The 12,632-nt window shown below is 47.9% G+C and carries 9 protein-coding genes and 1 pseudogene; 9 read left to right on the top strand and 1 reads right to left on the bottom strand.

Going from position 1 to position 12,632, the window contains the following annotated elements; translation table 11 throughout:
- A pseudogene (locus PCH05_RS24335) lies at positions 1 to 1,728 on the top strand (hypothetical protein); the annotation flags it as partial.
- Positions 1,729 to 1,838: 110 nt separating this feature from the next.
- Here the strand turns inward: PCH05_RS24335 and PCH05_RS24340 are convergent.
- The gene (locus PCH05_RS24340; protein WP_127606823.1) at positions 1,839 to 2,861 is read right to left on the bottom strand and encodes a LacI family DNA-binding transcriptional regulator; all 1,023 of its coding nucleotides are present in this window, start codon (positions 2,859 to 2,861) and stop codon (positions 1,839 to 1,841) included.
- Positions 2,862 to 3,232: 371 nt separating this feature from the next.
- On the opposite strand from PCH05_RS24340, the gene PCH05_RS24345 reads away from it, so the two are divergent.
- The 8 genes from PCH05_RS24345 to PCH05_RS24380 all read left to right on the top strand — a co-directional run bounded on the left by PCH05_RS24345 (position 3,233) and on the right by PCH05_RS24380 (position 12,497).
- Positions 3,233 to 4,582, top strand: coding sequence for a DUF4832 domain-containing protein (locus PCH05_RS24345; RefSeq protein WP_127606825.1), 1,350 nt, complete (start codon positions 3,233 to 3,235; stop codon positions 4,580 to 4,582).
- On the top strand, positions 4,575 to 5,882 hold the full coding sequence (locus tag PCH05_RS24350; protein WP_127606827.1) for an acyltransferase domain-containing protein: 1,308 nt from the start codon (positions 4,575 to 4,577) through the stop codon (positions 5,880 to 5,882). Before PCH05_RS24345 ends, PCH05_RS24350 begins: the two co-directional genes overlap by 8 nt.
- On the top strand, positions 5,879 to 6,967 hold the full coding sequence (locus PCH05_RS24355) for a DUF4832 domain-containing protein (RefSeq protein ID WP_127606829.1): 1,089 nt from the start codon (positions 5,879 to 5,881) through the stop codon (positions 6,965 to 6,967). The genes PCH05_RS24350 and PCH05_RS24355 overlap by 4 nt, the downstream gene beginning before the upstream one ends.
- Before the next feature lie 76 nt (positions 6,968 to 7,043).
- Positions 7,044 to 8,309 carry a Gfo/Idh/MocA family protein gene (locus PCH05_RS24360; RefSeq protein ID WP_246049931.1) on the top strand — a complete coding sequence of 422 codons (1,266 nt, stop codon included), beginning with the start codon at positions 7,044 to 7,046 and terminating at the stop codon, positions 8,307 to 8,309.
- A gap of 92 nt (positions 8,310 to 8,401) precedes the next feature.
- Entirely contained in the window at positions 8,402 to 9,268 is an 867-nt protein-coding gene (locus PCH05_RS24365; RefSeq protein WP_246049937.1) for an ABC transporter permease, read from the top strand.
- A complete protein-coding gene (locus tag PCH05_RS24370; RefSeq protein ID WP_127606835.1) occupies positions 9,268 to 10,164 on the top strand; it encodes a carbohydrate ABC transporter permease in 897 nt (298 codons plus the stop codon). The genes PCH05_RS24365 and PCH05_RS24370 overlap by 1 nt, the downstream gene beginning before the upstream one ends.
- Positions 10,165 to 10,233: 69 nt before the next feature.
- A complete protein-coding gene (locus PCH05_RS24375) occupies positions 10,234 to 11,700 on the top strand; it encodes an ABC transporter substrate-binding protein (RefSeq protein ID WP_127606837.1) in 1,467 nt (488 codons plus the stop codon).
- Positions 11,701 to 11,888: 188 nt separating this feature from the next.
- The gene (locus PCH05_RS24380) at positions 11,889 to 12,497 is read left to right on the top strand and encodes a DUF1349 domain-containing protein (protein WP_127606839.1); all 609 of its coding nucleotides are present in this window, start codon (positions 11,889 to 11,891) and stop codon (positions 12,495 to 12,497) included.
- The last annotated feature ends 135 nt before the right edge of the window (positions 12,498 to 12,632 follow it).

Here is a 12,632-nt window from a genome sequence, read left to right on the forward strand (position 1 = left end):
TATTTGACCGAGGTTCCTTCCTATATGAAAACAGGGAGTATGACGCTGCAATTCGTGCAGGAAGACACGGCTGCGAAAGTGAATCTGCCGGTCCGCTCGTTCTCGCTTCCCGCAATAACATCCTATGACGCTGCGGTAGGCGACTACGCCATCAAGAAAATATCCATTGCCGGCAATGCCGTCGAAACGCAGCTGAGGAGAGCTTCGGTCTACTCGGAGAATGATTCGGCGAAATGGAAGCTGACGCTCCGCATGAAAAATCTCGGCAATAAACCCGTAACCATACCGGCTTACGTGCTTGCTGTTCAAGCTGCCGAAGGCTACAGCATACCGATAGACGGAAAGGCATTTTCGAATCTGACGCTTAAGCCGCTCGAAGAGAGACTCATAGAACTCAGCGCGGACGTGCCGCTGAAGCTGAATCAAGGCACGCTGCTGCTGCAGTTATCCGAGCCTGCCGATGAGGGCAAGATCATTTTCCCGACGGCATTATACAACATACCGTACGTCCTGGAGAGTAATAAACTCGTAGGAGCGGAGTATCCACTCGAAAACAACCATGGAACGTTCGGAGTAAAGCTCGATTCCCTCCAGCGTCTGCCATGGGCGGATGGCGATCAGCTGACGGCCAAGATCAGCATTCGCAACACATCGCTTCGTTCCGTACAACTACCTGCGTTCCAAGCGTTGGTCAAAGCTGGATCGTCGGATCTTAGCGGTACGGCCCAGATCGTGGCACCGAATGGACCAACAACGCTCGCTCCGAATGCTGCGGCTGAGGTATATGTGCTTGCTAACGTTCCATATTCGGAAGCCGTTAACCAACTACGGATCATTCTGCAGGAGAAGTCAGCAGACGATGTCACGACATTTCTCACATTGAATACCAATGCGCTCAACAGCGCGATTCCAACCGTTGATGCAGGCAGCGCTTTCCAAATCGGATTCCGAGGTAAAAATGCAGCGGTCCGAGAACGGCGCACAACCGTCTATGGAGAAAGCGGATCAAGCCTTGTCTATAGCGAGCTGGAAGTGATGAACGAAGAACCGCGGCAGTCCAAACAAGCCCAGCTTGTCGCTTATTACAAAACCTCCGACGATCAATATTATGAAGCGGAGGTAAGCCAATCTCCCAATACAACGGGCCCGGGCAGCAAGAGCTTGGTAACGGTCTGGAGCAAGCTTCCACAGAATGTGAATACTTCGAATCTGAAGCTTTATATCGGTGAAGGCGTAGCTGAAGGCAAGCTCATCGATGTAGGGGGCACTCCTACTGGATATATTTGCCCAGTCGGATTATCCCTTAACATGACGCCTGTCAAACCGTCCAACCTGAAGAATGTGGATTTGTTCCCTTACAACCTTTCGGTCGTTAATGTTGTAAGTACCCTGAGTGAGGGAAAAGATACTTTGGATATGGTCATCTATTACAACTTGTCCAAGAATGAGGATTACGAAGCAGGGCCATATGGACACAAGCTTATATTGGAAGTTATCGACCCTTACGGCGATTCCACGGAAAAGACGCTGGCCATGGGGACGGATTGGACGATCGGCCGTAACAAATCATACGCCGTAAGCATCAATCGTACGCTTCGTAACATGTACGGAGGAACCATTCGATTGAATCTGTACGATGAGTTCGAGGGCCGGAGAATTTTGCTGGGCAGCCAAGCTTCAAACGTAACCATCGTCAAAGCATCCAGTGATGCGGACGAAAGACGTTAGGGATATCAATCAACATATCGTCAACATAAAGAGCAGCGAAATGCCAACACCGAAGATTAACGGTGGCATTCCGCTGCTTGTTCATTTTATTAAACACAAAATGAAATAAGTTAAGTCGAACTGCGAACAACCAAGCGGGTAGGCAAGATAACTTTTTTAGGAAGCAGACGGTTTCCGTTCATTCTGTCGAGCAAGTGATCGACGGCGACCATGCCGATTTCTTTGGTTGGCACTTCGATCGTCGAGAGAGGTGGGTTGGAATATTTGGATACCTCAATATTGGACAGACCGATCACAGCGACTTCATTAGGAACAGAGATGCCGTTGTTATACAAGCCGTTAAGGGCAGCCATGGCCATTAAATCGCTTCCGACGAAAAAAGCGGTGGGGTAATGGTTCGTTTGGCATAAACGATTGATTTGCTCGATGCAAACCGTTTCATCCCACATGCAGTCGATAACCCAATCGGGATTGACGGACAACCCGGCAGCATGCATGGTGGCAGAGTAACCCCGATAGCGGCGGCTGTCTTTCAGGTTCCCCTTTAAGCCACGTCCCCCGATATATCCAATCTGGGTATGACCTTTTTCGATGAGATGGCCGACGGCCATCGAAGCAACATGGTAATGATCATAACCTACGTTATCAATATCCTCGCGTTCCGTATCAATACCCACGATATACTGCACTTGCTCGCGAATGTACTCATAGGTTTCGTTGTTCAAGGATTCCATGAGGATCAGGCCGGTAATCGGTTCACTGAACGTGTTGAATAGAATTTTGCTATCATTCAGCTCGATACCCGTCCGAATAAAAGCAATGCTATATCCTGCGCCGAGCAAGCGCTCTTCCACGCCGGAAAGAATCGACATGAAATATGGATCGTTATATTTTTCTTTGGTCACGCTCAAAACGCACCCGATTTTTATATGCGCTTTGTTGTCGAATTGCTCTTTGAGCGAGACTTTTCGCTTAGGGCTTGAACTGATTTTATAGTTAAGCTGCGTTATGGCTTGCCAGACTTTTTCCCGGGTTTCGTCCGTGATTTTATATTTCGTATCATTGTTTATCACTCTGGATACGGTGGCGGTGGATACATCGGCCAATTTAGCAACATCCCGAATCGTACTCATGAATAAACACATTCTCCTTTTTTGTTGATGGCATTATGAAACGGATTCTAATAAATCATCAATTAGAGTTTAAAGGAATGTTACGTCGTAAACAATGATCGGCCCGATATTTTAATTTCTCGATTTTGTTACGTATTGTTGTTACGTTGTTTCGGCATCTATCTGTTTAGAATTAAAGACAATAATAACACGAATTTAACGTCATTTGTAACTTAAAAATTTATAATTTTTTAAAAATGCATATTGCCAAAATCCATACGAATGTTATAACATAAAATCACTAAACAAATAGAAAGAATACGTAATTTATAACGTAACAACAACGTAACAAATTGAGGCTCTGATCGTACAAAGCAGGGAGCTGATCAAACGTGACCAAAGCAGTGACAATTTATCCAAAAGCAATAGACGACATCATAAGCAATCCAGGCATTGGCTTTACGGCCGCACCAGAATTAATGGGGAACCCGGAACGCATTTGTGATAACCGAGGGGAAGAGGTTACACCCTATAGGTTTACAGAAGACAGTAGAACCTGGAACCATCCCGACGGTAAAGTTTATTTTTGCGGCGTGCGCTGGCGTGATATGGAGGCGGTTCAAGGGGAATACAACTGGGATGTGCTGGAGGAGAAGCTGGAGTATGCCAAATCGATAGGCTGCACGGCCGTCGTCCGTTGTTCCCCCTACGCGCTAAGCGCAGAGGATGATATACCGGCATGGTTCCGGGCGGAATATCCGGAGGAGCCAGACTTCCCGTTCTGGAGAGTAGATCCGGAAAAAACGCCGTATGTGTTGTACTGGTCCGAATTTATCAAAGCATTTGCCGCAAGGTTTGACGGGCATCCGGTCATCAGTTCCGTCGATTTGACGATTGTAGGAGCCTGGGGAGAAGGCGGGGGAACCGAGTTTTTAAAGCCGGAGGCCATTCAGCAAATTACGGATGCCTACTTGGATGGGTTTAAAATAACACCCCTTCAAGCACTGCTGCATGATTCGGTCTCCATCAAGATGATCACGGACCGCAAAACCAAAGTAGGCTTTCGTGTCGATTGCCTGGGGGATATGGGAGGCTTTCACGGCGAAGCGTGGTCCCATATGACGGATTTCTATCCCCAGAATATCCAGAATTTCAGAATGGGTGATGCCTGGGAGAAGGCACCTGTTCTATTTGAAGCATGCTGGCACATGAATGACTGGTTTCTTCAGGGCTGGGATATCGATTACATCATTCAAGAAACGCTGAAGTGGCATATCACTTCCTTTAACAACAAAGGAACGGTCGTACCGGAACCGTGGAAGGAGAGCGTCAAGGCGTGGCTGAACAAGATGGGTTACCGCTTTGAGTTAAGGAAATTCACGTATGACTCCGGGGTGAAGGCGGGCGGAAAGCTGGAAATTCGTGCTTTATGGGCTAATGTGGGAGTGGCCCCGATCTATAATCATTATCCGCTTGTGGTCAGGCTCACCGGCCACGATCAAACGTATACACTGCATAGCAAAGAAGATATTAGGGAATGGCTGCCGGACGAGGATATCGCCTGGGAAGAAAGCTTCGTTCTGCCTGAGAGTATGACCGCAGGAGAGTATCGTTTGGACATTGGCATTGAAACTGGAGTGAAAGAAATCGGAAATATCCGGTTAGCGATCGAGGGATTCGCGCAAGGCTATTACCCGATGGGCAAGATCTACATAGAACGGGAGGACGAAGGGAATGGATAGGCGATTGAATTATGACGAATGCACGGCCTTCTGCGACTTTGATTACCTGCCTGAAGGATTGGAAGCCAAATACAACCGTTATCATGGAAATGATGCGCCCCATATCATTCCGCGCGATTTCCTGTCTGACATTTTTGATCAATATAACCTCCCCGAGCACACCCGGCAGCGACTCATTCGCGGGATTGAGAATGTAGAATCCAATGCGGTATTATTTCACTTCACCAAATTTTTAGTGGGGGAGCTGATCTTGGCGCGCCAACGCTGCGATGAAGCCCACTATACCAATATGACGCCGGGGTGTATGAACGAAGATGGAGAGTTATACTCTTTCCTCCTGCTGCTGGCCTGCGTAATCCCTTCCATGGAAATGCTGAAAAAACGTTCTATACCCCAAGCGTATTACGAGCAGATTCCTCACCAGCCCCTGAAACTCCAATTGGACAAATTGGTGCTGCACGGTGATGCCAAGGTCCAGGATTTCCCGTGGGTGATGAATTTTTATACTTGTTCCATCTTTTTGCTAGACCGGTTTTATTTTATTCCATACCGATTCGGGGATCCCTTCACCATGTTCCGTCATGTGAACACAAAGCAGGTTGTGGCTCTCCGGCATGCGGGAGAGGAGTTTCGCAGCGACGGACAACGAAACGGAACCAATGATGTGTATGATCCGCCAGGATGCTTCGTTTCCGAATGGATCGAGGATGAAGACGGAATCGTAGCGAACCGGATCAATCCCATGGGATTCGTCGAAAGGAACATGACGCCGATGTTGAAGAAGGAATGGAAAGCGGCTCTTCGGGAAGGGGATTTGCTTCTGGCGCTTCACATTCCATCCGGGCCGGGATATACACCGGAGCGGCTGAAGAATTCCATGTCGCTGGCCATTGAATTTTATGGAACATATTTTCCGGAGATGCCCGTCAAAGGCTTCTGGAGTGCAAGCTGGCTATACGATACCCGATTATCACTCATACTCGATAACGAGCGAAGCAACATCGTGCACGTTCAACGCCAATTTTATAATTATCCGACCCTGGACGGAGACGGCATGCTGCGACATGAAGTCTTTGGAGATCGGCATGCAGATCCTGCCGCTGATTCAGGCCAGTTCACAACCTCGCTGCAAAAAGCAGCTGCGGCTTATATGCAGACGGGAGCCCGGTTCAACACACTAAGCATGATCGTATTGAAGGAAGAAATCGAACGGATCGGCAGCATGCCATATATAACAGACGCAGATATTGGGCAATTCCGCAGGATTGTTGACAGCCATTTGAGGGAGGTGTACGGATGAGCCGATATTCACTCGAAAACTATGAGAAGTATAAAACCGTCAAAATCCGGCCGGAACCCTTATCGAAAAAAGGGCATATCTCCTACCACGGCCAGTTCGAATACGCTGCCTTGTCCTGGAGAGAACTTGAGCCGGTCCGTGGAGATTACAAGCTTGAAGGAATCATAGAAATGCTCAGTACGATCCCCAATCCGATTCTGATCCTGACCCCCGATATGCCTTCATGGGTTCAAGGATGTGCCGATGTTTGTTTTGCGGCTTTGATCCGAAAAGTCGGGAGTTATATCGGCTCGGGCATACATCTTGCAGCCGTCGTGTTATCGACGCTTGCGGACAGCACAGAAGAATGGAACGCATATATCGATTCGTTCGAAGCCCAAACGCTGCTTGCCGATCCCCTGAATGATAAACAAATTCAGCATTTAAGAAAACGAGGGCGAGGATTTGGTCTGCTGGTCAAATGCGGCGAAGAGAACTGGATCGAATGCTGCGAGGCGTTCGCGAGAAATCATCTGCAAAAAACATGGAAGCATGATCCCGTTGTCCTCCATGCGACCGATGACATTTGCGGGCCTGCTACTAGACGGGAAGCGTATCGCTGGCATGCTTGCCTTTCCAATGTCGATATCGGGCTTGGAGGCAGTCTTACACTACGGAGGCTGACTTATCCGGAAACGGTATCCAGCCGTGGGAGCTTGCCGCTGCGATTTTGGTTCGTGAACACGGGCAGCTCGAGGATTTACCGGGAATTCCGGTTGTGGGTGCGGTTAAAGCAGGGGAACGTTGCCTTTGAACTCCCGCTGATTGCGGCAACGCATTCATGGTTAACCGGGGACCTGGTTCACAATGAAATTATACCGCTGCAGGACATGCCGCCGGGGACCTACACGCTCCATTTCGGACTCTTTTTCGAAGACCGTTCTTATATCCCGCTGAATATACGGAATCCGGAGCAAGACGGATATTACGAAGCGGGTACGGTACAAGTCGAAATAATGAACGAAGATCCGCTGATGAATATTTGGAACACGTACGACCCGGAAGGATATTATCCATTGGAAGATCCGAAGCTTCCAGAAGCATAAAAAGGCAAGAGGGAAAATTTAAAGAGCCATTTCCCGGCTGCCTGTTCAATAACAAAATACGAGTTGACTGGAGGTAATGGAGTTGAAATTAGCATTAATCGGTGCAGGACAGAGAGGCTTGATCTATTCCAGGCATGCATATCAGAGCGAGGAGATTGTCGCGGTGGTTGAACCGGATGCCGGCAGAAGAAAGGCGGCGGCGGATGAATTTCAAATTCCTGTCGAAAAGCAATTTGAAAATGTAGACGAATTTTTTCAACTCGGGAAAATTTGCGATGCCGTTATCATTTCCTCCATGGATCGAGACCATTACGCACAAACGATGGAAGCGCTTCATATCGGTTATGATATTTTGCTCGAAAAGCCTATTTCGCCAAGTCCGGAAGAATGTCTCAGAATCCAGCAGAAAGCCAATGAAAAAGGCCGTAAGGTGATCGTATGCCATGTTCTCAGATACACGAATTTCTTCGCGGAGATCAAGAGAATCATCGATAGCAGGGAGCTCGGCAAAATCATCACCATTCAGCATAACGAGAACATCGGCAATTTCCACATGGCCCATTCCTTTGTCAGAGGCAACTGGAGAAGAGGTGACCTGGCGAGCCCAATCATCATGCAGAAGTCCTGCCATGACATGGATATTCTGGCTTGGCTGGTGGACAGTGGCGCCAAACGCATCTCCTCATACGGCAGCCTTGCTTATTTTAAAGAGGAGAATGCTCCGGCAGGCAGCGCTGAGCGATGCCTGGACTGCAAGGTGGCTGCGGACTGCCGGTTCGATGCAAAAAAAGCCTATCTGCCCGTTAGAGGGCAATGGCCGGCTACGGTCATTTCGGCGGACCAATCGGAAGAGGGGCTGCTGCAAGAGCTTCAAACAAGTCCGTATGGACGGTGTGTTTATCGCATGGACAACAACGTGTGCGATCATCAAGTGACTCTTATCGAGTTTAAGAACGGGGTCACGGCAACGTTTAATTTAAGCGGGTTTACGAACAACATGCACCGCACGCTTAAAATCATGTGTGAGCATGGAGAAATTCGCGGGGATGATTTATCGAATATCATTGAGGTTACCAAGTTTGCCTCCAACATGGCTGAATCGAGCCAGCAAACGGTCATTCGCCCTGCAGCCGTGGACGGGGGACATCACGGCGGCGATACCGGTCTGATGAACGACTTTCTGGGGAACCTGGAGCGTGCGGATTTCAACAGCAGATCCTCCATTGACATGTCCGTCGAAAGTCACCTGATGGCTTATGCGGCAGAAGAAGCAAGGGTGACCGGCACGATCATCGATCTGGATCAATTAAGGGAACAAGTTCAGCAAGGCGTTACGGCATAATCGTTAAAACCCAATGCAAAGGTAGTGATGGAATGAATTCAGCTGGTAAGGGGTTTCTATATGAAATAAGGAAAAACAAAATCTTGTATCTCATGTGCGTGCCTGCCCTGATCGTTCTGATCATGTTCTCCTATATCCCTTTTGCTGGCATATGGATGGCATTTACCGATTTCAATGTGGTTGATGGCGTCTTTGGCAGTAAATTCGTGGGTCTGGACAATTTCAAGTATTTTTTCTCGGCGAACAGCATGGGCTGGAAGGTTACTTATAACACGCTTTATATTAATTTCTTCGGCCTCATACTAGGCATCATCGTTCCGGTCAGCATCGCCATTATGATTAATGAAATCCGGAGTAAAACCTACAAAAAAATTGCCCAAAGCATGATGTTTTTCCCTTATTTCATATCCTGGGTCGTCGTTGGCGCGATCCTATACGGAATCTTCTCCACGGACGTGGGCGTCGCCAATCAAATTCTGAAGTTTTTTGGAGCAGAACCGGTCAGCTGGTACTCGGAGCCGAAGTACTGGAAATGGATCATCATCCTGGCAAACGTCTGGAAATGGAGTGGATATAGTTCCATTATCTATATCGCGGCGATGGCGAACTTTGATGCCAGCTTATACGAAGCGGCCAAAGTCGACGGAGCCAACAAATTGCAGCGCATTCTACATTTAACCGTCCCCATGCTGAAACCGACCATTATTGTCTTAAGCTTGCTGAATATCGGACGGATCTTTTATGGCGATTTCGGTATGATTTACGGGATTGTCGGCAATAACCCGGTCCTGATTGACGAGGTAACGGTCATCGATACCTATGTGTATCAATCCATGCGTACGCTGGGCTTTTCCTACGCTACGGCAATCGGATTATTCCAGTCCTTGATGGGATTAATTCTGATTACGGCTGCGAATAAGTCCGCCAAGAAAATAAACGATGGAGAGGGTTTATTTTAATGGTAGAAAAAAATAGATTGCTCGGCGATAAATTGGTGGTGGGCATCGCCTATGCTTTGATTGGCCTATTTGCGCTCATATGTCTATATCCTCTGATTTTAACCTTGAGCGTATCCTTTTCGTCGGAACAGGCGATTGCAAGAAAAGGGTATGCGATCCTTCCCATGAGCCCCAGTTTTGATACGTATAAATATATTTTCGTGAACAGCGGCATGAAAATATTGAAATCCTACGGCGTGACCATTTTCGTAACCGTTGTGGGTACGGCAGGCGCTCTGTTGATTACAAGCATGATTGCATTTTCTCTATCCATAAAAAAGCTGAAATACCGGAACGTGCTTGCCTTTATCAGCAATTTCACGATTATTTTCTCGGCTGGCTTGATTCCGTGGTATATGGTCAGTGTCAATTACTACGGACTGAAAAATAGCATTCTGGCCTTAATCCTTCCTTCCATATTCAGCGTGTGGAACATGTTTCTGCTGCGAACGTATTTTGGAAGCATTTCTCCTTCTTTGTATGAAGCAGCCGAGATGGATGGAGCCAATTATTTCACAATTTATGTTAAGGTAGCGCTTCCATTAAGCAAGACCGCACTGCTTACAGTTGGTTTGATGTATGCGCTGCAATATTGGAATGATTGGTGGCATGCCCTGATTTTCATCAATGACCGTGATCTGTTTCCACTGCAGTACTACCTCTACAACATTCTGTCTAACGTCAATGCCATTAGTTCCGGGCGTATTCCATCCGGTGCTTCAGGCAACATCACATTGCCAGCTGAAACGGTGAAGATGGCCGTAACGATGATCACGATTGGACCGATCATTTTCCTGTTCCCTTACATACAAAAATATTTCGTGCAGGGGATTATGACCGGCGCAGTCAAGGAATAGACACCTGCACGGTTACTGGCCGATACAGGCTTTTAACATAGATAACCATTTTGTTAGGGAGGGTCTTTCATGAAAGCAAGGAAAATGCTGATCTTTTTGGTTGTGTTGATCGCGTCCGTTTCCGTGATGGCAGGATGCAGCGGCAAGAAAAAAGAAGAGGGGACAGCTAAAAAACTCGAAACCGTCAGAATCTTGTACCCTGGGGAACGAAGCGATCGGATGAACGATTTTCTTGAACATGAATTTGCCGAGAAAATGGCGGCCGATCTTGGCCTGAAGGTGGAAGTCGTATTTGTGCCTTGGGCCCAGTATTGGGAGCAAAAAGACATTATGCTGGCAGCGAATGAACCGATTGATCTCTATTGGGACGGACTCCCGGACCTGTCGACGATCGTGAACAAGAAGCAAGCCAGGGTATTGGACGATTTAATCGAGAAATATGGTCAGGATATGCTGAAGGTCCTGCCGGCAGAGCAGCTCCAAGGCGCAACAATCGACGGGAAAATTTATGGCATTCCGTCCTCTTACGCACCTTCCTCGGCCATGTATCAGCTGGTCGCCGTTCGACAGGATCTGCTCGAAGCTGTGGGAATGACCGACATCAAGACAGCCGAGGATCTACAAGAATTCGCGACAAAGGCCAAAGCCAAGTTTCCTGAATTGAAAGGTCCTGCAGATATCGTATTCAAACCGTTAACCCGATATTTTGCCGACGAGCAATACAATTGGATCGCCGTCGAGGATTTGGTCGTATTCGGAGAAGAAAGCAAAAAAGCATACAGCTATTATGAAACGGATGCATTCCAGAAAGTGGCGAAATTTAACCGCGAGATGAATAAAGCCGGGTTGTATTCGGAGGATCTGACCATTAAATATAATGAAAGAGACTCGCGTATGCAGACAGGTTTGTATCTATGGGTCGAAGGATCAGTGGGCAAGGAAATGGAAATTATTAATGCGATCAAAGCCAATGCGCCGGATGCCAGAGTGAAAACATACCTGTTGGCACAGGATAAGCCGCGTTATATTACGGCTGCGGGCGGCGAGGTCCTGGGCATTCCGGTAAACGCCCCGAATCCAGAAGGAGCGATGAAGTTCATTAACTGGATTTATAAATCCAAAGAAAATTATCTGTTTGCTCTCTATGGCGTCGAAGGCAAGGATTACAAGATTGAGGATGGAAGAATCCATAAGCTGACCCCGAGCGAATTCTTCTATGAATGGATGTTTAGAAACCAAAACTATCAAATGTTCGGGCCGGAAGTATCGCAGGAGTCCATCGATCAGTATAAAAGCTGGGATGACCAGGCAATCCGATCCGCTTCGCTCGGCTTCCGTTTTAATAACGAGAAGGTTAAAAATATCGAGACTGCCCTGAAAGAAATCGCGGGCAAGGACTTAGCCGCGATACGTTCCGGTTTTATTGACTTCGAAACAGGATATCCCAAGGCCATTCAGAAGCTGAAGAAGGCAGGGATCGATGAATATGTAGCCGAAGTGCAGCGTCAGTTAGATGAGTTTTTAGCGAAAAAATAAGGGAAGGACCAAGGCGTCTACAAATGCCTTGGTCCTTTTTTAACATGCTTGTCCGATGGATACTCCGTGAGCATTAATACTACCAATCAAGTAAATTCCGTTATGAGAATTGTGATTGTGCTTGCTCGTATAATCATGTCAAAATAGTAATGTTGAAGATCAGTTTAAATTAAAAGGAGGTCATCGTCATGAACGGCAGAAAACGGATGGAGTGGAAAGCGGGAGCATGGCTTAATCCCCCGCAATCTTCCCGGGAAGAAGGCGAAATGCTTAAAGTTGTGCCCGAGAAGGGCAGGGATTTCTGGAAAAAGACTTTATACGGTTTTGAGTTTGAAGACGGGCCGGCATTGCTGGCACATTGGGAGCCCGGCACCGCGGTCGAGGTGTCTTTTGAGCTCGCTTCCTTTACCGAGTTATACGACCAGGCAGGCCTGCTGTTATACCACGGCCCGGGGCAGTGGATTAAGGCTGGCATTGAAATCAACGACGGCATTCCCCAGCTCGCCGCAGTCGTCACGGACGGTTATTCCGACTGGTCGCTGGCAGCCGTGCCGGAATGGGCAGGGGAAGAAGTCACCCTGCGCGCTTCGATCATGAAAGATGCCGTGATTTTGCGGGCCCGGAGCGGGCATCATCCATGGCGGACGATTCGGGTCGCTCGATTTCCATACCCGTCGGATAATCAAGCGGGTCCTTATACATGCTCGCCAACGCGCGACGGTTTTGAGGTGACGTTTACCCGCTGGGAATGCACGGAACCGGACCGGGAACTCCATTCGGATCCTCCGATGGAGTAATGCGATTTCACTGCTTGTCATCTGTACTCTTCTAAGTCAGGAAGTCATCTGATCTTGTGAATATTGCCTTACATGTAACAAATTGCGATTCCATCCCGTTTACATAATAGAAGGATAGGAAGATCAGCTCGGAAG

Source organism: Paenibacillus chibensis (assembly GCF_004001045.1).
Lineage (GTDB): Bacteria > Bacillota > Bacilli > Paenibacillales > Paenibacillaceae > Paenibacillus_AQ > Paenibacillus_AQ chibensis.

Coding starts and splice junctions, on each gene's coding strand:
- PCH05_RS24340 (WP_127606823.1), bottom strand. CDS start 2,861: ATGAGTACGATTCGGGATGTTGCTAAATTGGCCGATGTATCCACCGCC.
- PCH05_RS24350 (WP_127606827.1), top strand. CDS start 4,575: ATGGATAGGCGATTGAATTATGACGAATGCACGGCCTTCTGCGACTTT.
- PCH05_RS24355 (WP_127606829.1), top strand. CDS start 5,879: ATGAGCCGATATTCACTCGAAAACTATGAGAAGTATAAAACCGTCAAA.
- PCH05_RS24360 (WP_246049931.1), top strand. CDS start 7,044: ATGGAGTTGAAATTAGCATTAATCGGTGCAGGACAGAGAGGCTTGATC.
- PCH05_RS24365 (WP_246049937.1), top strand. CDS start 8,402: ATGTGCGTGCCTGCCCTGATCGTTCTGATCATGTTCTCCTATATCCCT.
- PCH05_RS24370 (WP_127606835.1), top strand. CDS start 9,268: ATGGTAGAAAAAAATAGATTGCTCGGCGATAAATTGGTGGTGGGCATC.
- PCH05_RS24375 (WP_127606837.1), top strand. CDS start 10,234: ATGAAAGCAAGGAAAATGCTGATCTTTTTGGTTGTGTTGATCGCGTCC.
- PCH05_RS24380 (WP_127606839.1), top strand. CDS start 11,889: ATGAACGGCAGAAAACGGATGGAGTGGAAAGCGGGAGCATGGCTTAAT.